The organism is Mesorhizobium sp. WSM4810, from assembly GCF_055811235.1.
In genome coordinates, this window is record NZ_JBVVQV010000008.1 from 1 (window position 1) to 21,471 (window position 21,471).

The 21,471-nt window shown below is 63.7% G+C and carries 21 protein-coding genes; 13 read left to right on the forward strand and 8 right to left on the reverse strand.

The window, feature by feature from the left end:
• The first annotated feature begins 506 nt into the window (after nt 1-506).
• The 5 genes from AC0L3O_RS13940 (at nt 507) to AC0L3O_RS13960 (ending at nt 7,211) form a co-directional block, all read left to right on the forward strand.
• A complete protein-coding gene (locus AC0L3O_RS13940) occupies nt 507-935 on the forward strand; it encodes a CBS domain-containing protein (protein ID WP_023797535.1) in 429 nt (142 codons plus the stop codon).
• A 300-nt stretch (nt 936-1,235) separates the two neighbouring features.
• Nucleotides 1,236-2,396: an efflux RND transporter periplasmic adaptor subunit gene (locus AC0L3O_RS13945; protein ID WP_128171160.1), complete on the forward strand. Its 1,161-nt coding sequence runs from the start codon at nt 1,236-1,238 to the stop codon at nt 2,394-2,396.
• The gene (locus tag AC0L3O_RS13950) at nt 2,396-5,527 is read left to right on the forward strand and encodes an efflux RND transporter permease subunit (protein ID WP_473615856.1); all 3,132 of its coding nucleotides are present in this window, start codon (nt 2,396-2,398) and stop codon (nt 5,525-5,527) included. The genes AC0L3O_RS13945 and AC0L3O_RS13950 overlap by 1 nt, the downstream gene beginning before the upstream one ends.
• A gap of 347 nt (nt 5,528-5,874) precedes the next feature.
• Complete coding sequence (locus AC0L3O_RS13955; RefSeq protein ID WP_023797533.1) at nt 5,875-6,690, forward strand: SDR family oxidoreductase; 816 nt, start codon at nt 5,875-5,877, stop codon at nt 6,688-6,690.
• 26 nt (nt 6,691-6,716) lie between these two features.
• The gene (locus AC0L3O_RS13960; protein ID WP_031254237.1) at nt 6,717-7,211 is read left to right on the forward strand and encodes a MaoC family dehydratase; all 495 of its coding nucleotides are present in this window, start codon (nt 6,717-6,719) and stop codon (nt 7,209-7,211) included.
• 5 nt (nt 7,212-7,216) lie between these two features.
• Here AC0L3O_RS13960 and AC0L3O_RS13965 read toward each other — a convergent pair whose 3' ends face one another.
• A complete protein-coding gene (locus AC0L3O_RS13965) occupies nt 7,217-7,912 on the reverse strand; it encodes a hypothetical protein (protein ID WP_473615858.1) in 696 nt (231 codons plus the stop codon).
• A gap of 214 nt (nt 7,913-8,126) precedes the next feature.
• Between AC0L3O_RS13965 and AC0L3O_RS13970 the strand changes: the two genes are divergently transcribed.
• A complete protein-coding gene (locus AC0L3O_RS13970; protein ID WP_473615860.1) occupies nt 8,127-8,771 on the forward strand; it encodes a TetR/AcrR family transcriptional regulator in 645 nt (214 codons plus the stop codon).
• A 239-nt stretch (nt 8,772-9,010) separates the two neighbouring features.
• Nucleotides 9,011-9,256: a DUF680 domain-containing protein gene (locus tag AC0L3O_RS13975; RefSeq protein ID WP_473615861.1), complete on the forward strand. Its 246-nt coding sequence runs from the start codon at nt 9,011-9,013 to the stop codon at nt 9,254-9,256.
• Between the two features lie 83 nt (nt 9,257-9,339).
• Here AC0L3O_RS13975 and AC0L3O_RS13980 read toward each other — a convergent pair whose 3' ends face one another.
• From AC0L3O_RS13980 to AC0L3O_RS14000, 5 genes are all read right to left on the reverse strand, one after another.
• On the reverse strand, nt 9,340-9,570 hold the full coding sequence (locus AC0L3O_RS13980; RefSeq protein ID WP_473535378.1) for a hypothetical protein: 231 nt from the start codon (nt 9,568-9,570) through the stop codon (nt 9,340-9,342).
• Between the two features lie 51 nt (nt 9,571-9,621).
• On the reverse strand, nt 9,622-10,203 hold the full coding sequence (locus AC0L3O_RS13985; RefSeq protein WP_473535379.1) for a sarcosine oxidase subunit gamma: 582 nt from the start codon (nt 10,201-10,203) through the stop codon (nt 9,622-9,624).
• Nucleotides 10,196-13,186 (reverse strand): sarcosine oxidase subunit alpha, encoded by a 2,991-nt coding sequence (locus AC0L3O_RS13990; RefSeq protein ID WP_473535380.1) that lies wholly within the window; start codon nt 13,184-13,186, stop codon nt 10,196-10,198. Before AC0L3O_RS13990 ends, AC0L3O_RS13985 begins: the two co-directional genes overlap by 8 nt.
• The gene (locus AC0L3O_RS13995) at nt 13,183-13,479 is read right to left on the reverse strand and encodes a sarcosine oxidase subunit delta (protein WP_023797525.1); all 297 of its coding nucleotides are present in this window, start codon (nt 13,477-13,479) and stop codon (nt 13,183-13,185) included. Before AC0L3O_RS13995 ends, AC0L3O_RS13990 begins: the two co-directional genes overlap by 4 nt.
• Nucleotides 13,480-13,567: 88 nt before the next feature.
• Complete coding sequence (locus AC0L3O_RS14000; RefSeq protein WP_091600443.1) at nt 13,568-14,821, reverse strand: sarcosine oxidase subunit beta; 1,254 nt, start codon at nt 14,819-14,821, stop codon at nt 13,568-13,570.
• A 259-nt stretch (nt 14,822-15,080) separates the two neighbouring features.
• Here AC0L3O_RS14000 and AC0L3O_RS14005 point away from each other — a divergent pair, with 259 nt between their 5' ends.
• Together AC0L3O_RS14005 and AC0L3O_RS14010 are read left to right on the forward strand one after the other, a co-directional pair.
• Nucleotides 15,081-15,839, forward strand: a complete 759-nt coding sequence (locus tag AC0L3O_RS14005) for an SDR family oxidoreductase (protein ID WP_473615862.1) — start codon at nt 15,081-15,083, stop codon at nt 15,837-15,839.
• 83 nt (nt 15,840-15,922) lie between these two features.
• Nucleotides 15,923-16,309: an SET domain-containing protein gene (locus AC0L3O_RS14010; RefSeq protein WP_128169930.1), complete on the forward strand. Its 387-nt coding sequence runs from the start codon at nt 15,923-15,925 to the stop codon at nt 16,307-16,309.
• A gap of 88 nt (nt 16,310-16,397) precedes the next feature.
• Here the strand turns inward: AC0L3O_RS14010 and AC0L3O_RS14015 are convergent, their stop codons facing one another.
• The gene (locus AC0L3O_RS14015) at nt 16,398-16,841 is read right to left on the reverse strand and encodes a DUF6766 family protein (RefSeq protein ID WP_023797521.1); all 444 of its coding nucleotides are present in this window, start codon (nt 16,839-16,841) and stop codon (nt 16,398-16,400) included.
• The gene (locus tag AC0L3O_RS14020) at nt 16,828-17,337 is read right to left on the reverse strand and encodes a ferritin-like domain-containing protein (RefSeq protein WP_023797520.1); all 510 of its coding nucleotides are present in this window, start codon (nt 17,335-17,337) and stop codon (nt 16,828-16,830) included. The genes AC0L3O_RS14015 and AC0L3O_RS14020 overlap by 14 nt, the downstream gene beginning before the upstream one ends.
• A 406-nt stretch (nt 17,338-17,743) precedes the next feature.
• On the opposite strand from AC0L3O_RS14020, the gene rpsU reads away from it, so the two are divergent.
• The 4 genes from rpsU to AC0L3O_RS14040 all read left to right on the forward strand — a co-directional run bounded on the left by rpsU (nt 17,744) and on the right by AC0L3O_RS14040 (nt 21,437).
• A complete protein-coding gene (gene rpsU / locus AC0L3O_RS14025; protein ID WP_023797519.1) occupies nt 17,744-18,010 on the forward strand; it encodes a 30S ribosomal protein S21 in 267 nt (88 codons plus the stop codon).
• Nucleotides 18,011-18,163: 153 nt separating this feature from the next.
• Nucleotides 18,164-19,009 carry a tetratricopeptide repeat protein gene (locus AC0L3O_RS14030; protein ID WP_287230343.1) on the forward strand — a complete coding sequence of 282 codons (846 nt, stop codon included), beginning with the start codon at nt 18,164-18,166 and terminating at the stop codon, nt 19,007-19,009.
• Nucleotides 19,010-19,173: 164 nt separating this feature from the next.
• Complete coding sequence (locus AC0L3O_RS14035) at nt 19,174-19,647, forward strand: DUF992 domain-containing protein (RefSeq protein WP_287077006.1); 474 nt, start codon at nt 19,174-19,176, stop codon at nt 19,645-19,647.
• 284 nt (nt 19,648-19,931) lie between these two features.
• Nucleotides 19,932-21,437 carry an MFS transporter gene (locus tag AC0L3O_RS14040; RefSeq protein ID WP_473615864.1) on the forward strand — a complete coding sequence of 502 codons (1,506 nt, stop codon included), beginning with the start codon at nt 19,932-19,934 and terminating at the stop codon, nt 21,435-21,437.
• Nucleotides 21,438-21,471 lie beyond the last annotated feature (34 nt).

A 21,471-nucleotide genomic window follows, 5' to 3' on the forward strand; every position in this document is an offset into this window, starting at 1 on the left:
ACTTCTTCGTCGCCAGCGGCGCGCCGCCCTCGTTGGTGAGGCGTATATAGTCGGCGCCCATCCAAAGTGTCAACAACGATTTCAATCTTTTTTGCGGAGAACTGTTTCGCTTTGGCGTCTCAGTTCAGGGTGCACCAACCATGTCTTAGGTACGATTTGTTACCTATGTCTCCGGGCTGGACAACTTCCGGTAGACCGGCTGGATCGCCACGATCCGAAGGTTCTCACCATGAAAATTTGAACCGCACGGGACCAAGAACTCACCTGTCCCATGCGGCGGAGCCGTCTCCGGTCCTGTGAGCTTAATATGGGAACAAAACAGGAAAATTCAAGGATCACGGCTGGAACCATTCGGCCCGGCTTTTAGTTCCATCAGCGAAGAACGGGACCGCCGAGCGAGCGTCGCAGCGCGACAGGCCTGAGGTCCTCAGCAAGTCTTCCAGGCCAATATCGCTCTACGACCGCAGGCGGTGGTGCTGTTCTGGGCACGAACAGGGAGATTCACCATGAAAGTCGCTGAGATAATGACCCCCAACGTCCATCTCGCCAGTCCTGACGAGTCACTGCAGAAAATCGCGAAACGAATGGCGGTTGACGATGTCGGATTCCTCCCCGTCGGAGAAAACGACCGACTCGTCGGAACGATCACCGACCGTGACATCGTCGTGCGTGCGGTCGCCGAAGGCAAAGACGGCAACGCGACGGTCCGCGACGTGATGACTGAGGATGTCAAATACTGCTTCGAGGACGAAGATATCGAGCACGTCGTCCAGAACATGGGTGATATCCAGGTCAGGCGGTTGCCTGTCCTCAATCGCGACAAGCGCCTGGTGGGCGTGGTCTCGCTCGCGGACGCGGCGCTGAAGGAAGATCCGGCAACCGCCGGAATCGCGATGTCCGGCGTCGTCGTGCCCGGCGGCGCACACGCGACGTAAAAAAATCCCCGCGGGCAAGCAGACGGGATCCGATGGACGACCTGCCGAGCGGCGTCGTCGGCATGGCCCTGAGGCGGCGATCGAAACGGCGAGCGCATTGGTGATCTCTGCCGCCCGCGCCGATCGGCCGGTGAGCCAGCCGGGGCCCTTACCAACGTTACACCGATTTAATGTGCAAGCGAGCGGGAGAATTGCCATAAAGCTTTGATATCGACGGGCCATCCCCTGTGTCGGAGGGTGCTGTCGCGTCTACTTCAGCTTGGGAAGGGGTAGACGGTATCTTTGCCAACCGGAGTGCCGATGGCCGCCTGGAAACAGATTGTTTTTGCATTTGTGATCCTCGTCGCGGCCGCGGCCGCCTGGGTTCGCTTTTTTCCAGGCGCGCCGGATGTGCTGGCGCGCTGGGGCATCGAATGGGCTGATGCCGCGACGCCTCCGACAGCGACGAGCGCCGTCGACAACGCCGGGCAAGCGGGCCGCCGCAGCGACGCCGGCCAACTGGCGACTATCGTCGCATTGCCGGCGGCCACGGCCGTCATCAATGATCGCCTGCGGGCAATCGGCACCGGCCGAGCCTACGCCTCGGTGACGGTCAATCCCTACAGTTCAGGCCGCCTGGTCGAATTTCTGGTCGAGTCCGGCGCCCATGTCGAAAAAGGACAGATCATTGCCACCCTCGATTCCGACACCGAGGTGATCGCACAGGACCGCGCAAAGGTTGCCTTGCAGGACGCGCAGGCCAAGCTCGACCGGGTCAAATCGTTGCGGGCTTCCAACGCTGCGACGGCGGTCTCTGTTGCCGATGCCGAGGTGGTGCTGGCCAATGCCAAGCTGGCGCTTCGCGATGCGGAACTGGCCTTGCAGCGCCGCTCGATCGTCGCGCCGATCGCCGGCGTCGTCGGCATCCTGCCGATATCAGCCGGCAACTATGTGACCAGCCAGTCGGCGGTCGCCACCCTTGACGACCGCTCCAGCATACTGGTCGAATTCTGGGTGCCGGAGCGCTTCGCCGCCGTCGTCAAAGTCGGCGCGCAATTGTCGGCGACGCCAATCGCCAACCCAAACAAAGCCTATACCGGCACGGTCTCCGCCATCGACAACCACATCGATGAAGCCAGTCGTACCCTTCTGGTCAAGGCAAAGATCGCCAATCCGGCCGATTCGCTGCGTGCCGGCATGTCCTTCCAGATCACCATGAAGTTCCCCGGCGACAGCTATCCTGCGGTCAGTCCGCTGGCGATACAATGGGGTTCGGACGGCGCCTATATCTGGACCATCGTGGACGGCAAGGCCAAGCGGGTTGCGGTGCGCATCATCCAGCGCAACACTGAGACCGTGCTGATCGATGCCCCGATCGTCAGCGGCGACATGGTGGTGACCGAGGGCACCCAGAGTGTCAGCGAAGGCGGCGAGGTCCGCATCGCCGGCGAACAACTGCGCGCCGCGGACGCCGACGGCTGATGACCGCAACCAACAACGCAGCCAGCGACACAGGATTCACCGCGCTGTTCATCCGCAGGCCGGTGATGGCCTTCGTTTTGAACACGCTGATCGCGGTCGCCGGCCTTGCTGCCTTTTACGGTGTCGAAATCCGCGAACTGCCGGATGTCGATCGCGCCGTCGTCACCGTCAACACGACCTTTGAAGGCGCTGCAGCCGAGACCGTCGACCGCGAATTGACCGACGTGATTGAGGGCGCGGTCGCCCGCGTCTCTGGTGTGAAGTCGATCTCGTCCACCTCGTCCTTCGGCACAAGCCGCGTCACCATCGAATTCAACGACGGCGTCGACCTCGACGTCGCCGCCTCCGATGTGCGCGATGGCGTCGGCCGCGTCGCCGACCAGATGCCGGATACGGCGGATGCGCCTCGCATCGTCAAGGCCGATGCCAATTCCGAGCCGGTGATGCGGCTGGCTGTCACCTCCGACACCATGTCGGTGCAGGACATGACGGTGCTGGTCCAGGACCAGATCGAGGACGAGCTTGCCGCCGTGCCTGGCGTAGCCGACGTCCAGGTCTATGGCGACCGCGACAAGATATTTCGCATCGATGTCGATCAGAACAAGCTCGCCGGCCTGGGCTTCACCGTCGCCGACCTGAGGACAGCGCTGGCCTCGGTCGCTTTCGATTCGCCTGCCGGCTCGATCACCACGACCAACCAGGATCTGATCGTGCGTCCGACGGCGGACGTGACCACGCCGGAGGAGTTCGAAAACATCATCATCGGCGGCACGACCCGCATCCGCGACGTCGCCACCGTCACGCTCGGCCCCGACATCGGTCAGACCACATTGCGATCGAACGGCAAGACCGGCATCGGTCTCGGCATCATCCGCCAGGCGGAATCGAACACGCTGGATATTTCGACCGGCGTCAGGGCCGCCGTCGCCGCGCTGCAGGCGGATCTGCCTCAGGGCATGTCGATCAAGGTCACCAGCGACGATGCGGTCTTCGTCAACGGCGCGGTGCATGAGGTCGAGATCGCACTCGGCCTGTCCGTCTCCATCGTGCTGATCGTCATCTATGTGTTTCTCCTCGACTGGCGCGCGACGCTCATTCCTGGGCTTGCGATGCCGGTCGCCATGATCGGGACGATCGCCGCCATCTATCTTGCCGGCTTCTCGGTCAACATATTGACGCTGCTGGCCCTGGTGCTGGCGACGGGCCTGGTCGTCGACGACGCCATCGTTGTTCTGGAAAATATCGTGCGACGACGCAACGAAGGCATGGGGCCACGCGCCGCGGCCGTGCTTGGCGCCCAGGAAGTGTTCTTCGCCGTCATCGCCACGACGCTGACGCTGGTCGCCGTCTTCGTGCCGATCTCCTTCCTGCCCGGCCAGACCGGCGGCCTGTTTCGCGAATTCGGCTTCGTTCTCGCCATATCGGTGCTTCTGTCCGCCGTCGTGGCGCTGACCCTTTGTCCGATGCTTGCCTCGCGCATGCTGTCGGTCGCGCCGCTTCATCACGAAGGCGGCAGCGGCATCGGCGCCCGCATCGGCGGCGCGCTGAACAGGCTCTACCGGCGCTGCCTGCGCACCTGCCTCGATGCGCCGTGGATCGTGCTCCTGGTCGCGCTGCTGTTTGCAGCCACCGCCTTCACGCTGTTCGGCACGATTCGCCAGGAACTGACGCCGACCGAGGATCGTGCCGTCGTGCTCATGCGCGTCGACGCGCCGCAAGGCGTCAGCCTCGACTACACGACGCAGCAGATGCAGAAGATCGAAAAACTGATCGAGCCGCTGCGCGATTCCGGCGAAATCCGCAATACGTTCGAGAGCGCCGGCCGCAACGGCGCCTACAATGCCGGCTTCATGGTGATGACGCTGGCGCCATGGGACGAGCGCACCCGCAGCCAGCAGCAGATCATGGCCGACATCAGACGGCTCACCCGGCAGGTGCCGAGCGTGCGCGTCTTTCCGATGCAGCCCAACAGCCTCGGGATTCGCGGCGCCGGCAACGGCCTGCAGTTCGCGCTGGTCGGCAACAACCGTGCGGCGCTCGGCGACGCTGCGGTGAAGATCATCGCCGAGATGCAGACGGACGCCCGCTTCCAGTCGCCCCGGCTCTCCGTCGACCCGACGCAGCCCCAGCTTTCCGTCGCCATCGACCGCGAGCGCGCTTCCGACCTCGGCATCGACATCACCAGGCTGGCCGATTCCTTCCAGGCCATGCTCGACGGCAATGATGTCGTCGACGTCTATATCGCCGATCGCAGCTACGGCGTGAAGCTCGTCTCGACGACCAACCCGATCAACGATCCGACCGATTTGGAGAACATCTTCCTGAAGACGGCCGACGGCCGCTTCGTGCCGATGTCGACCATCGCCACTTTGACCGAGCGCGCCGTACCGCCCTCGCTGACCCGCGAGCAGCAGCAGCCGTCGGTGGCGATCACCTCCAACCTCAGCGGCGATTTCGCGCTCGGCCAGGCGCTCACCCGCGCCGAGGCAATCGCCACGCCGCTTCTGCCGCCGGGCAGCCGCATCGTCCCCTTGGCCGAGGCGGCGACGCTGGGCGAGACCAACAGCGCCATGATCACCATCTTCGGCTTCTCGCTAGTCATCATCCTTTTGGTGCTCGCCGCTCAGTTCGAGAGCTTCGTCAGCGCGGTCATCATCATGGCGACGGTGCCGCTCGGCCTCGCCTGCGCGATCTTTGCCCTTTTGCTCAGCGGCACCAGCCTCAACGCCTACAGCCAGATCGGCCTGGTGCTGCTGGTCGGCGTGATGGCCAAGAACGGCATCCTGATCGTCGAGTTCGCCAATCAGTTGCGAGACCGCGGGCTCGGCGTGCGTGAGGCGATCGAGCAGGCCTCCACCATCCGGCTGCGGCCGGTGATGATGACGATGATCTGCACCGTGCTCGGCGGCGTGCCGCTGGTGCTGGCGAGCGGCGCCGGCGCCGAGGCGCGGATCGCGCTCGGCTGGGTGATCGTCGGCGGCCTGGGTCTGGCCACCGTCTCGACGCTGTTCCTGACGCCGGTCGCCTATCTCCTGCTCGGCCGCTTCGTCACGCCGAAGGTGGAAGAGGCGTCACGGCTGAAGCGCGAACTCGAACAAGCCGCCTACACCAATGTCGAGCCGGCTGAGTAGGCAGGACAATCGCTTCAGCTTAGACCGGTGACCGCTCATTCCGAGCGTTTGCGCTGCCCCTCACCTGCCTGCCGGCATCCTCTCCCCGCATAGGGACGGGGAGAGGGGCTCTCGTCACCGATTTCGCCAATCACTGGCGTCGCAAGAAGGGCGCCGGCGTTGCGATCAGCTCCTTCTCCCCGTCACTATACGGGGAGAAGTGCCCGGCAGGGCGATAAGGGGCGGCGCCGACTTCAACAAGTTGATCTCCAATACAAATTGGGCACTATCATTTGCCTGAAGAGATTTGCGGCCCTGACCATGGCAGCCTTTTGCTGGGCGAGGCACGGGCGCGCGGAGGAATTGCGATGAGCTATCTGGACGAGCTGTTTTCGGTGGCCGGCAAGACCGCGCTGGTGACCGGGGCTGCGACCGGCATCGGCCGCATGGCGGCGACCGCTTTGGTCAGTGCCGGCGCCACCGTGATGATCGCCTCGCGCAAGGGTGAGGACTGCATCAGGGTTGCCGATGAACTGAACGGCCTCGGCGGCACCGGCCGGGCCGAAGGCTTTGCCGGCGATGTCTCCAGCGAGGCTGGCATCGCGGCGCTGGTCGACGAGGTCAAGGCGCGGACCGAGCGGCTGAACATCCTGGTCAACAATGCCGGCGTCTCCTGGGGGGCGCCGCTGGAAAGTTTTCCCTACCATGCCTGGGCCAGGGTGTTCGGCGTCAACGTCACTGCGGTCTTCCAACTGACGCGCGAGCTTCTGCCGCTGCTCGATGCCGCCGCCAGCGATGCCGATCCGGCCCGGGTGATCAATCTGGGTTCGGTGATGGGCACGCAGCCGCTGGCCGACGACGCCTACTCTTACTCTGCCTCAAAGGCTGCTGTTCACCATCTGACGCGCATCTTGGCGATCGAGTTCGCCGCCCGCCGCATCACCGTCAATGCCTTCGCCCCCGGCCCCTTCCAGAGCCGGATGACAGCTTTTGCCACCGCGAGCGAGGAACAGGCAAGACAAGTCGGCGGCCATGTTCCGCTTCGTCGCATCGGCGCGTCGGATGACATTGCCGGCGCAACGCTCTATTTGTGCAGCCGTGCCGGCAGCTATGTCACCGGCGCCATCCTGCCGATCGATGGCGGGCAGTCGGTGCAGCATGGGCTGACACTGTTCAAGGAATGAAGCCGCTCGCGCTCCGGACGGTTGAAATGGAGGACATCAGCGTGGAACCGATCAGTCTCGATGTGCTTCTGGCCAGCGTCGGCAAGGAGGTCGGCGTGTCGTCGTGGCGGGTGGTCTCGCAGCGCATGATCGACCAGTTCGCCGACGCCACCGACGACCACCAGTTCATCCATTGCGACCCGGAGCGCGCCAAGCGCGAGACGCCGTTCGGTGGCACCATCGCGCATGGTTTTCTGTCGCTTTCGCTTTTATCGGCGATGACCTTCGAGACCATGCCGCCGCTCGAAAACAGCAAGATGGGCGTCAACCATGGTTTTGACTCGCTGCGCTTCCTGGCGCCGGTGAAGACCGGCGCGCGCATCCGCACCCGTTTCGTGCTGGCCGACGTCAAGGTCAGGCCGTCGGGGTGGGTGCAGACCGCGCATGACGTGACGATCGAGATCGAGGGCTCGAAAAAGCCGGCGCTGACCGCGCGCTGGCTGACGCTGACATTGATCGAGCGCGAGCCAGAAGCGGCCTGAACGGCTCAACGAACCTCGCCAGAGATCATCTTCATGTGCCGGCCGACCTGCAGGGCGATGTAGACGACCAGCGCGCAACCGATCGGGAACACGATCTCGTTGAGGCCGGTTGTGATCGCCCGCGGCAATTCAAGCGCAACGCCGTTCACCGCGGCCGTCTCAATCGTCAGGACCGTGATTCCGCCGCCGAACACCGCGCCGATCGCGGTGCCTGCCAGCGCGAAATGGATCGGACGGGGCCTTTCCTTCGACGCCAGCGAGGCCAGGATCCAGCCGAGCAGGCCGTATTCGATCGCCCGCAGCACGCCCAGCGTGGTGAGCGAGAGGGTGGCCGGTTTTGTGGCCGCATCAAGAGCAGTCACCATGACCGTTTGCGACCCCTTGGCGATGGCCATCGCCAGTGGTGCCGAGATTGCAGCGATCAGGCCGCCGAGCGAGGCTCGTACCTTGGCGATCGCCGTGCCGAGGCTGAGACCGGCGCAGACGAAGAACGCCCACGTCACGCCTTGCGCCAATTCGATCAGGATCAGGGTGGTAGCCGGGTGAGAACCCGCTGCAAGCCTGCCAGCCAGAGTAAGCGCCTCCATGGCGAATCCGAGCGCGATCGCCAACGATGCAACCATGACCACCCGCCTGAGGGCCAGCATGGCATCGTGAGAAAGTGGATCTGCGTTTGGCGCAACGGAAGAAAGCTCGGTCATGGTCATCTCGGCCCTAGCAACAAAATCTCTTGGCCGGGCCGCAGCTAACCTCTGGTTGTAACAGTCCGATGCCGCGTCGTTTCTGCCCGGGTAACACGTGTGATCGATGTTTAGGCGAAAATGGCTGAGAAGGACGCCGATTTTTGACCGCGCCTTGTCCGATTCCGTACAGCGTATATAATTTAGCCAGCCACAAACAGAAGGCAGGCGAAAATTGCCGCTTAGCGTCCAGACACGCCGCGAGAAACAAAAGGCCGAACTGCGCTCCGAACTTGTCGACGCCGCGCACAAGCTCGTCCAGGAAGAAGGCTATGAAGGCCTCACCATCCGCAAGCTGGCCAAGCGTGTCGGCTATGCGCCGATGTCGGTCTATTCCTATTTTGCCGACAAGCAGGACATCTTGTTCGCGTTGGCCGAGGACGCGTTCAAGACTCTGGCAAAGCGTATCGAGGATCACCCGGCCGACGATCCGATCGAGGCGCTGCAAGTGGTGATGACCGAATATGCGGCCTTCGGCCTTGGCAACCCCAACGAGTATCGCACGATATTCATGACCGAGAAGGTCAAGCCCCCGGAAGGCAGGACCTTCGCCGAGATGCAGGAGGGCAACCCATTGATGAAGGTGCTGATCAAGAGGGTCGAAGCCTGCGTGGCCGCCGGCAGGCTGAGGGGCGATCCGCGCGCCATCGCCACCATGCTGTGGTCGGTCGGCCACGGCACGATCTCGCTGCTGATCACCTTTCCCTTCTATCCGTTCGGGGACCAGCAGGCTTTCGTCAAGCGGATGTGCGACTTCACGCTTGCCGCTCTGGCCACGCAGGACGTGCTGCCGCTGACCGAGACGCCGGTCAACTGCTGAAGGTTTTTGTTCGGTTTCGGATAGCTGACAGGCAAGCGAAACAGGGCGAAGGCTCGGGGAATCAATCTATGCGTGTAGGACCCTGGTGGCTGGGATCGCGGCCCGGCGGGCTAGCGCCACGCTCGCCGTCAAAAATTTCGTACATGTACAATTTCCGACTTGAACTTCATATTCGCCGGTCGTATATGTACGCTATGTCGTACATGTACAAATCCAGTCATCCAGCCCGGAGACAGACCATGAAAAGGACAATCCTCACCGTCGCGGCAGTGCTTGCATTCTCGGGCGCTGCCTTCGCCGACCAGAGTCAGCCCGGCAAACAGGCGCCGGCCGCGGCCTGCGCCGAGACCGGCATCAAGCTCGATTGCGGCGCGACCGGATCGGTCGAGACGGCAGGCGCGGCCACCCACAAGGGCTCAACGGAAAGCAAGGGCCCGCGGCTCGGCATCGACATCGACCCGTGGATCGTGCCCAGCACGTTCTGACGTTCGAAACAAAAGCGACGACAGGAAATCCTGACCGCCTGCTCTCGTGGCCGGCGACCCGGCTCGCCGGAGCCTGATGAATGTTATTTCCTGCGGTTCTTCATTCCGGCCACGATCTTGGCCTTGCCAGGTCTTGCAGGAGCGCCGGGAATCGAAGTCCCGGTGATCGACACCGGATCGCTGGCCGGAAACGTGTCCTCGAGCCCTTCCTCGAGTTCCTCTTCAATGTTTGGTTCTTTGTGCTGCTCGTGTTCGAACGAGCGCACGGCCGGCGTCTTCTGAGCCGCTGGATTCGGCACGGATTTCGACGGCATCGACATTCTCCCCGACTTGCTCCGGCAAACGGTCGAGCCCAGCGAACATTCCTAAGCCGCTGCGTCGCCGGCCGCCTCCGACAGGAAAGTAAAGACATAATCGGAAAAAGAGCGCCAGCATTCAACCCGGAACGCGTCGGCTGCGATGCGCAATAGCACGATCTCGGCCTTACCCAGGATGGTGCGCGAGGCCGCGCCCACCGGAAAGACGTCCAGCGACAGATCCTGCGGACAGCCTGAATTGATCGTCGCCGCCGCCGCTGGACCGATAACCGAGATGGCGACGTTGCGATGCGAGATGCCGACCGCCGAATGCAGCACTGTGACCTCGGCGCAATCGGCGAGCGGGTCTTTTCCCACCTCGTCGATGACCAGCCATTCGTCCGGCCCAAGCCACAATGCCGTGCGCCCGGCATTTGCCGCCGAGGTTTTGGGCTTCCGCGGCAGGTTCACTCCAAGCGCCTTCGAAAGCGCCGCGACCGAGGCGTCCGGCGCGCGCAGCGAAATACGCTGCGCCGGCGGCAACACAGCAAGCGTAACTCCGGTTACGGAAAGCTCCTGACCGGCGAGAGCCGGCCGGCGTTCGACCGACGGCGCAGCGGCGGCAGATTCCTTCGCGGCAGCCTTAGCCATTGAGGCGCTCCCCCTTGTCGTCAAAGAACACCATGCCGGTGACCTCCACCTCGATCGTCGCATTGGGCATCGGCACGTAGAGCGTCTCGCCCATCCGGTCGCGGCCGCCGGCAACCAGGGCCAGCGCAATCGAGCGGCCGCAATTTTCCGACCAGTAGCTCGAGGTGACATGGCCGATCATCGTCATCGGGATCGCCTGCTTCGGATCGCCGACGATCTGCGCGCCTTCTTCCAGCACGACTTTTGGGTCTTTGGTCTTCAGGCCGACAAGCTGCTTGCGGCCCTTGGCGACCAGGTCGGGCCGAGCCAGGCCCCTGATACCGACGAAATCGGTCTTCTTCTTGCCGACCGCCCAGTCGAGCCCGGCATCGCCAGGCGTCACCGTGCCGTCGGTGTCCTGGCCGACGATGATGTAGCCTTTTTCGGCACGCAGCACGTGCATCGCCTCGGTACCGTAGGCACAGGCGCCGTGCTTCTGGCCCTCGGCCCACAGCGCTTCCCAGACGGCCTGGCCGTAGTCGGCCGGCACGTTGACCTCGAAGCCGCGCTCGCCGGTGAACGACATGCGGAACAGCCTTGTCGGCACGCCGCAAATCCTGCCCTCGCGCACCGACATATGCGGCAGCGCCCCGTCCGACATGTCGATGCCCTCGACCAGCGGCGCGATGATGTCTCGCGACTTCGGTCCTTGCACGGCAATCACCGCCCACTGCTCGGTGGTCGAGGTCAGCCAGACGTTGAGATGCGGAAACTCGGTCTGGAGGTAATCCTCCATATGGTTCATGACGCGCGGCGCACCGCCCGTCGTCGTCGTCACGTGGAAACGGTCGGTTGCAAGCCTGCCAACGACACCGTCGTCATAGATGAAACCATCCTCGCGCAGCATGATGCCATAGCGGCAGCGGCCGGGCTCCAGTTTCTCCCACGGATTGGTATAGAGCAGCTCCATGAACTTCGCCGCATCCGGCCCGACCACCTCGATCTTGCCCAGCGTCGAGGCGTCGAACAGGCCGGCCGTCTTGCGCACCGTGACACACTCGCGATCGACCGCGGCGTCCATGTCCTCGCCTGCTTTGGGAAAATACCAGGCGCGCTTCCATTGGCCGACATCCTCGAACACCGCACCTTGAGCCTCGGCCCACGGATGGATCGCCGTCTTGCGGGTCGGGTCGAAGAGCGGACCCCGCGCGTGCCCGACGATCGAACCGAAGGTCACCGGCGTGTAAGGCGCCCGGAACGTCGTCAGGCCGACTTGCGGGATCGGCTTGCCCAGCGTCTCGGCGGCGATCGCCAGGCCGTGCATGTTCGAGGTCTTGCCCTGGTCGGTCGCCATGCCGTTGGTGGTGAAGCGCTTGACGTGCTCGATCGAGCGCATGCCTTCATGCACCGCCTGGCGGATGTCCTTGGCGGTGACGTCGTTCTGGAAGTCGACGAAGGCTTTTACCGTCGTGTCCGGCCCGGCGCCGGGCGCCGCGCCCAGCATGCCACGCGACCAACTCTCGCTGGCGTCGACCTTCGGCTTGGCGCCGGCATTCTTGACGCCCGCATCCTTGGCCACCTTGGCGCCCGCCGCATAGGCCTCGTCGATCGTCGCCGACAGTCCGTCCGTGCCGTTGCAGGCGCCGACCGACACGCAATCCTGCGCGTAGGTACCGGGCACGAAACGCTTTGTCTCGTCGTTGAAGGCGACCTTGCCGCGCGATTGCGAGAACAGATGCACCGACGGTGTCCAGCCGGCCGACATCAGGATGGCGTCGACCGGGATGGTGCGCTCGCCGCCGCCATTCTTCGGCTGAACGGTCATCGACGAAACCCGCAATTTGCCGCCGGCGCGGATCACCGCGCGGCCGAAATTGACCTCGATGCCGAGCGACCTCGCCTCGTCGATTACCGACCCGGTCGGGTTGTCGCGCAGGTCGACTATCGCCGCCACGCCGACGCCGGCCTTCTTCAGGTCGATCGCCGCCGCATAGGCGGAATCATTGGCCGTATAGACGCCGACATTCCTGCCGACCGCGACGCCAAAATGGTTGAGATAGGTGCGCGCCGCCGACGCCAGCATGATGCCTGGCCGGTCGTTGTCGGCAAACACCATGTGCCGCTCGATGGCACCGGTCGCCAGCACGACGCGTTTGGCACGAACCTGCCACAGCCGCTCGCGCGGCAGCTCGCGGCCGGGGTTCTGCAAATGGTCGCTGACGCGCTCGACCAGCCCGACGAAATTCTGCGCGTAATAGCCGAAGGCCGTGGTGCGCGACAGCACGCGGACATTGTCCATGGCCCTGAGCGTCGCGACTGCGCCTTGCGCCCAGGCAAAACCATCCTGGCCGTCGATCCTGGCGCCGCTTTCGAAGCGCAGGCTGCCGCCGAAATCCACCTGCTCGTCGGCAAGGATGACGCGTACGCCGGTTTCGGCCGCGGCAAGTGCCGCGGCGATGCCGGCAGCACCGCCGCCCAGCACCAGCACGTCGCAATGTGCGAAACGCGCCGAATAGTGGTCGGGATCCGGCTGGTCGGGAGCGACGCCAAGCCCTGCCGCAGCCCTGATCCTGGGCTCGTAAAAGTTCTTCCAGGCGGACTTCGGCCACATGAAGGTCTTGTAGTAAAAGCCCGCCGAAAGCAACGGCGAGGCGATGTCGCCGAGCGCGCTGACGTCGAAGGCCAATGACGGCCAGCGGTTCTGCGACTGTGCCGTCAGCCCGTCATAGAGCTCCTGCACGGTGGCACGGACATTTGGCGTCCTCCTGGCCGAGTCGCGCTTGATCTCAACCAGCGCGTTGGGCTCTTCCGCCCCGGCGGACAGGAAGCCGCGCGGCCGGTGATATTTGAACGAACGGCCGACCAGATGGACGCCGTTGGCGAGCAGCGCCGAGGCCAGCGTTTCGCCTTCGACGCCGGCATAGGACTGGCCGTCGAAGCTGAACCGCGCGGTCTCTGCCTGCTTGAGGCGCCCGGCGCCGGGAATGCGGAACGTCGCGATCATTCGGAGGCTCCCGGCAGCTTCGCCGGCTTCGGCTCGCCGGCCTTGTAGGTCATCAGGAACCTGTCGCTGACGGTGTCACGCACGGCATTGAAGAACCGCGCGCAGCCATGCATGTGCCGCCAGCGCTCATAGATGATGCCTTTGGGATTCGAGCGGATGAAAAAGAACTTTTCGAAATCGTCGTCGCTTGTCGCGGCCATATCCGCCGAACGCGCGATATGTGCCTCGCCGGCGTTGCGGAATTCGAGTTCCGGACGCTCTTCCTCGCAATAGGGGCAGCGGATGAGAAGCATGGTTGTTCCTACAATTCGCCGTGGCCGACGCAGGCGCCGGCCGGTTGATCGCAAAGCCTCTGGCCCAACATCACAAAGCGGGCCATCATCAGTGCGCCACCGCTGCCGCCGCTGCCTCGTCGATTAGGCGGCCGGTGCGGAAGCGCTCGATGGTGAAGGGCGCGTTGATCGGGTGCGGATCGTCCCTGGCGATGGTGTGGGCAAAGACATGGCCCGAGCCCGGCGTCGCCTTGAAGCCGCCCGTGCCCCAGCCGCAATTGACATAGAGGCCGGGCACTGGCGTCTTGGCCAGGATCGGCGAACGGTCGGGCGTCACGTCGACGATGCCGCCCCACGAGCGCAGCATCTTCATGCGCGTGAACATCGGGAACATCTCGCAGATGGCGTCGAGCGTGTGCTGCAGGATGTGCAGGCCGCCGGTCTGCGAATAGGAGATATACTGGTCGGTACCGGCGCCGATGACCAGTTCGCCCTTGTCGGACTGCGAGATATAGGCGTGCACCGTGTTCGACATCACCACGCAGGGGAAGACCGGCTTGACAGGCTCGGAAACCAGCGCCTGCAGCGGATAGCTTTCCAGCGGCATCCGCACGCCGGCCATGTCCATGATGACGGACGAATGGCCGGCGGCAACGACGCCGACTTTTTTGGCGCCGATGAAGCCGCGCGTCGTCTCGACGCCGGTGACCGAACCGTTCGGCGCCCGCTTGACGCCGGTGACCTCGCAATTCTGGATGATGTGGACGCCGCGCGCCGAAGCGCCGCGCGCATAGCCCCAGGCGACCGCATCGTGGCGGGCGGTGCCGCCGCGACGCTGCAGGGTCGCGCCCATCACCGGATAGCGGGCATCGCGCGAAATGTTGAGCGGCGGGCAGAATTCCTTGGCGGCTTCCGGCGTCAGCCATTCATTGTCGATGCCGTTCAGACGGTTGGCATGGACGTGGCGTTTCAAGACCTGGATGTCGTGCACATTGTGGGCCAGCATCATGACGCCGCGCGGCGAATACATGACGTTGTAGTTGAGCTCCTGGCTGAGCCCGTCCCACAGCTTCAGCGCGTGGTCGTAGATGCCGGCGCTCTCGTCATAGAGATAGTTGGAGCGGATGATGGTGGTGTTGCGGCCGGTATTGCCGCCGCCGAGCCAGCCCTTTTCCAGCACCGCGACATTGGTGATGCCGTGCACCGTGGCGAGATAATAGGCGGTGGCCAGGCCATGGCCGCCGGCGCCGACGATGATGACGTCGTACTCCTTCTTCGGCTCTGGCGAGGACCACTGTTCCTCCCAGCCCTTGTGGCCGCGCATGGCCTCGCGGGCGATGGCGAATACCGAGTATTTCTTCAACGTTCCAGCCTCGCAGATAGCGGCCGGACATCCAATCGAGCCCCGGCGCGCGAGGTGTATCACTAGCGAAACAGCGCTGCCACCCTTGCGCTGTTTGCGACGGCGCTTGCCGTTTTGCGCCACGGCCAAAAAGACCTGTCGAGCAACGAGCCGAACGACGCATCCGGACGCCTTCAGGTATCGGGTGGCTCGTGCCGCCTCGATCTGCGACGAAGCATCCGATTGCCGGCGAAAGCTGGCGCGAAAGAAGGATGCAAAAATGCTCGCACTCGCCAACAAGATCGCCATCGTCACCGGCGCCAGTTCCGGCATCGGCCGCGCCACGGCAAAACTCTTTGCCGAGGAAGGCGCCAAGGTGGTCGTCGCTGCCCGTCGCCAGGCAGAGCTGGACGCGCTCGTCGCGGAAATCGAGGAAGCCGACGGCTCGGCGATCGCCCTTGCCGGCGACGTTCGCGACGAAGCCTATGCCAAAGCCCTTGTCGACCTGGCGGTCGAGAAATTCGGCGGGCTGGATATCGCCTTCAACAACGCCGGCTCGACCGGCAAGATGGGTCCAATCTCGGAGCTGTCGCTGGAAGGCTGGCGAGAGACGCTTGACACCAACCTGACCAGCGCATCCCTCGGCGCGAAATATCAGGTCCCGGCGATGGTCGAACGCGGCGGCGGATCGCTGATCTTTACCTCTACCTTTGTCGGCCATACCGTCGGCATGCCCGGCATGACCAGCTATGCCGCAAGCAAGGCCGGGCTGATCGGATTGACGCAGGTGCTTGCCGCCGAAAATGGCGCCAAAGGCGTGCGGGTCAACGCGCTCCTGCCGGGCGGCACCGACACGCCTTCGGCAACGTTCAAGACACCTGAATCGCGAGCCTTCGTCGAAAACCTGCATGCCTTGAAGCGCGTCGCCGAGCCTGAGGAGATCGCCCATTCGGCGCTCTATCTGGCTTCCGACGCATCGAGCTTCACCACTGGAACTGCGCTGTTTGCCGATGGCGGGGTCTCGATCAATCGGACGTGAGGCAATCTCGCAAAAGCGGTCTTGCTTTCCGGTGCGATTTGGCGATTTCTTCGGACACTTCTGTTCGAAGACAGGCCTAGAACATGCTGCTGATCAGGACCTACATCGCTGCTAGCGCAATCGAGGGCGTCGGCGTGTTCGCCGCCGAGCCGATCAGGAAGGGAGCGTCGATCTGGCGGCTCGATCCCGACTTCGATCGGCTGATCCCGCTGGAAAAATATGGGGCCGCGCCGCCGCACCTCAGGGAATTGCTCGACAGATATGCCTATCCAAGCCCGGACCGGCCCGGATTCATCGTCTATGAGGTCGACAATGGCCGCTTCATGAACCATTCTGAAAGGCCGAACACGGATTTTTCTCGGCATGGTGGGGCAACCGCGATCCGCGCCATAGCGGCGGGCGAGGAAATAACCTGCGATTACGGCGAGTTCTTCGAAGATTTCGAGCGGCTTCATTTGGCCACGGCATAGAGGAGCGCCTGTCGCCGCTTGCGAATGCAAGGACCATCAAACGGGCCCGGAGTGGTGAGCGGCTCCGGGCCACATTTCCATTCCCAGATCAGTTCCGGTGGGCGTGCGGCTCGTCGGTGTGGCGGCCGTCATACTGCAGGTCCAGCTCGCGAATCGCCTCCTTGCCTTTCTTCGGATCGACAAGCCTGAGAAGCGCGTCGATCTTGGCCTCCATCCGGTCGGTACTCTCCTTCGATTGCGGCGAACCGACGAAGAGCAGGAACGCCAGGCCACCGACCTGCCAGAGCAGCTGCAGGAATTCCGATTGCCAGTTCTCGAGCGTGTCGCGGCTCATCTCGATCAGATAGCCGCCGAACTCTGGCGGTTGGCTCAGCGCTCGCTGCTCGTCGAGATAGGCGAACCAGCCGAAAACCCAGTGGCCGACGATCGAAATGATGAAGAAGCCGAGGGTAATCCAGGCATAGCTGTAAGCCCGCCACACCGAAGGTGGTGTCACCTTGGCCGCCGGCCTGTCGTCCTCATCGTTTGGCATTGTCGCTGTCCGACCCCGAGCGAGCCAAGAACTGCTCCGTAGTCGCGGGCAGCTTGTTTTTCAGCCACTCGGCCATCGCCTCCTCCTCACGCAGATTTTCTTCGCAGGCCCGGGCGACTTCTGTTTCGCCTAGGGATTCGGCGGCTGCGATGAGGATCGTGTAGGATGCGATCTCCATGTGCTCGAAGGTGTAGCTCGCCAGTGAGCCTTTCATCACCTCGTCGCCGGCGAAGACGCCGCTTAGGGACTGTGCCATCGCCAGCAGCTTGCCGCCGGCGTCCTTCAGCGTGGACGTATCTTCGCCCACTTGTTCCAGGCAGGTCCTGAGGCGCGCGGCTTGCCCTCTCGTCTCGTTGAGGTGCAGGCTGATGCGCTCACGGAGTTCGGGATAACTCTCCAGCCGGCTCAGCTGGCCGTTCAGCATGGTTTCGGCCTGCTCCTCCATCGCATGCGCGTCCCTGAGCCACTGGACGAGCCATTCACGGGTCTCTGACATCGGTTTTCTCCTGTGCTTGCGTATGCGAAACAACCATGGGGAACGAGGTTTGTTCCTTCGTCGATAAAGCCGGGCGGACCGTTTTGCCGGATTGAGGCAGCAGGTTTTATCGGTGGCTGAGAAAACGTCAACGATGCTCTCATCGGCGCGGAGAGCCCGCCCGATAAGGCAAATCTACTACCAAGGGTCGTAATTCCTTGCTTTCTGACGGCAGTTATGCTAATGATTTGCGCATGGTGCTGATTGCGCCGACGACCCGCCGCCGAGGCGGGTTTTTCGTTTCGGCAGTGGACAGAGCGGCGTGATTCTGCTATCAGCCGCCACAATTCGTGGTGTAGACCGCCGCGGAGGCAAGCGACTATGGCCACTTGCCTGTTGTTAACAAACCCGAAAGACAGGATTGCCCGTGCAGGTACTCGTCCGCGACAACAATGTTGATCAGGCGCTTCGCGCGCTCAAGAAAAAGATGCAGCGCGAAGGCATCTTCCGCGAAATGAAGATGCGCGGACATTATGAGAAGCCTTCCGAGAAGCGCGCCCGCGAAAAGGCGGAAGCCGTTCGACGCGCCCGCAAGCTGGCCCGCAAGCGCGCTCAACGCGAAGGCCTGCTGCCGATGACGCCGCGCCCGGTGGCGGCTGGTGCTGCTGGCGCGCCGCGTCCGCCGCGGTTCTGACGTCAATTTTTCGTCCTTTTCGAAGGATACCAAGGGTGGCGCGATGTATAATCGCCGCCACCTTTTTGTTTTGAATTCGACCAGTTCGCAGAGGACCGGTTCGGAGAGGGAACAGACCTGACGGCGCGGGCGGGCAGTGAGGACAGAGCAGACATGAACGCAATTAGCGTGGAGCGCAGAACCGTTATGCGCCGCTTCGCCCTGACGGCAACCCTGCTTTCCGGCTTGGCGCTCGCCGGCTGCCAGACAGCCCCGACCGGCGAATTCACCAACATCGACAAGGCACAAGGGTCGGCCGAGAACATCTCCTCGCTATCGGCCGTTATCCAGCGCAGTCCTCAGGACCCGGAAGCTTACAATGTGCGCGGCTCGGCCTATGGCCGCGGCGGCCAGTATCAGGCGGCGCTCAAGGACTTCAACACCGCCATCCAGCTCAATCCGAATTTCTACCAGGCCTATTCGAACCGCGCTCTCATCCAGCGCTTCCTCGGCGATCAGGCGGCCGCCCTTGCCGACTACAACCGCTCGATCCAGATCAATCCCGATTATGACGCAGCCTATATCGGCCGCGGCAATCTCTACCGCAAAGCCAACCGCATCCAGGAAGCGTTCAACGATTTCCAGAAGGCCATCCAGCTCGACACGACAGATGCGCGCGCCTATCACAATCGCGGCCTGATCTATCAGAGCCAGGGCCAGCACGCTTTCGCCATCGAGGATTTCTCGACCGCCATTTCGCTGGCGCCGGACGCCGCCGATCCCTACAATGGCCGCGGCCTCTCCTATCTCGCGACGAACGACGAGGACAACGCCTTCGCCGACATCAACATGGCGATCAAGCTCGACGGCAAGAATGCCGAGGCCTGGTCCAACCAGGCGCTGATCTACGAGCGGCGCGGCGACAAGGCCAAGGCGGCAAAATCCTATCGAGAGGCCGTGCGCCTCAGCCCCACCTACCAGCCGGCCAAGGACGGCCTGGCGCGTACCAGCGCCGCCTGACCGACGGCGGCTTTTCGGCCTGATATGGCGGGCCTGCTGTTTGGCATGGCTTCGAAACCTTCAACGACTGTGCATTGACGCCCGCCTTGATCGCGCCAAGTTCTCGGCGGAACGCTCGCGACGCTTAGCCGTTGTTCAAGGCTATTCGCGAAAGGACCCCTCCCATGATCAAGAAACTCGCCTGTGCCGCCGCCCTCGCCGCTACGGTTCTCGCCGCCCCTGCCAGCGCGGGCAGGCTACAGCTCGGCGTGCTCGACTGCACCATCGACGGCGGCACCGGCTATATCGTCACATCCAACAAAGGCGTGGCCTGCACCTTTCGCCCTCATCATGGCGGTCCCCCCGAAGCCTATACCGGGGTCATTTCCAAGCTTGGCGTCGACGTCGGCAGGACGCACCAGGGCGAATTGATATGGGCGGTTCTGGCGGCCACCCGCGACCGTGATGCCGGCGATCTTGCCGGCAGCTATTATGGCGTCAACGCCGAGGCCAGCGTGGTAACCGGCGGCGGCGCCAACCTTCTGGTCGGCGGGCTGAACAGCGCCTTCTCGCTGCAGCCTCTCAACGTACAGGCGCAGACCGGCGTCAACCTGGCAGTCGCCGTCACCTCACTGCAACTGATCCACTCTTTCAAATGAACGCCACAGCGTAGCTCTGCATGCGGCGCGGAACAGGATAGAACTGTTCCGCGCCGCACGACTTTTGGGGAACCGCCATGCGAGGGAAGATCATCGCTGACGCCATGATCGCCAATCTTGCCATCCCGCCTTCATAGCACCCTCAGCGCACCCCGAAAAAACCGCTTGAGCTCAACTGCGGTTGAGGTTCTACAACCCGTCCCCGAAGCGCCGCGTGCCCGTTGGAGACGAAGAGCGCTCAACCATTTTTTGAATTGGCATATAAGAAAGTTCGGGAGGGCGGGGTGACCAAAACCAGCACAAACAGGGTCGACTGGCGGGCGCTGTGGGCGAGCGGCGATCTGGCGCGCTTCTGCTTCATCAGCCTCGGCATCCTGCTGCACGCCACCAACGAAACCATGGTGGCAACGGTGATGCCGGCGATGGTCGGCGAACTCGCCGGGGTTCAGCTGGTCGGCTGGTCGCTGGCGATCTACGAGCTCGGCGCCATCGTCGCCGGCGCTGCCGCCGGACGGCTGGTGAGCTATGTCGCGTTGCGCACCAACATGGTGGTTGCCGCCCTGCTCTACGCGGCCGGCGCCCTGGTCTGCGCCATCGCGCCGTCCATGCCGCTGTTCCTGGCCGGGCGACTGATCGAGGGATTTGGCGGCGGCGCGCTGGTGTCGCTGGCCTTCGTCTCGGTCGAGCGGCTGTTTCCACGCGCCATCTGGCCGCAGCTTTTCGGCGTTATGTCGGCGATCTGGGGCGTCGCCGCCTTCAGCGGGCCGGTGCTCGGTGCGTTGATGACCGAGTTGCTCTCCTGGCGCTGGGCTTTCGGCGTCTTCACGCTTGGCGGCACCGCCATGGCGTTGGCGAGCTTCATCGTGCTCGACACGCCCGAGGCGACCCGGCCGCAGGCGATCACTGGAACCGCGCCGCCCTTCCCCTTTGCCGCGCTCGGCTGCCTTGCCGTCAGCGTCGTGCTGATCGCCACGGCCGGTGTCGACATTGCCCTGCTGCGCTCGTCCCTGCTGCTCATCCTCGGCCTGATCGGGCTCGCGCTGTTCATCCGCATCGATGCGCTGAAGCCGGACTCGCGGCTGTTCCCGTCGCGGCTGTTCTCCTGGCGCTCGCCGGTCGGCGCAGGCATGACCATGGTCGCCGCCTTTTCGGTGGCGATCTGTTCCTTCGCCGTCTACGGGCCGCTGCTTCTGACCAGCCTGCATGACATTCCGATCCTCACCACCGGCTATATCATCGCCGCCGAATCGATCGCCTGGTCGATCCTGTCGATCCTCGTCGCCAATGCGCCGCCGGAGCGGGAAAGACTGATCATCACCGGCGGCGCGCTGATGATCGCGGCCGGCATCGCCGGTTTCGCCTATGCCGTGTCGGCCGGTTCGATTCCGCTGATCCTGTTTTGCGCCTTGCTGCAGGGCGGCGGCTTCGGCATTGCCTGGCCCTTCGTCACACGCGTGATCGTCGCGTCGGCCAGTGACGGCGAGCAGACGATCGCTTCCGCCGCCGTACCGACCATGCAGCGCATCGGCTATGCGGTCGGTGCCGCGTTGACCGGCATCGTCGCCAATGCCAGCGGTTTTTCCGAAGGCCTGAACCGTGAGGCGGCGGCGAATGTCGCCACCTGGCTGTTCCTCGCCTTCGTGCCGCTCGGGAATCTGGGCTGCCTCGCCGCGCTGAGGATCTCGGGGCCGGCAACCCCACGGCCGGCGGAGCTGCCAATCTCCCCCCTTGTGGGGGAGATGCCCGGCAGGGCAGAGGGGGGCGCGAAGGATCGCCAAACGTGGGCTTAACCTACCCATACGAGACAGCGCAGATTCCTGGGAT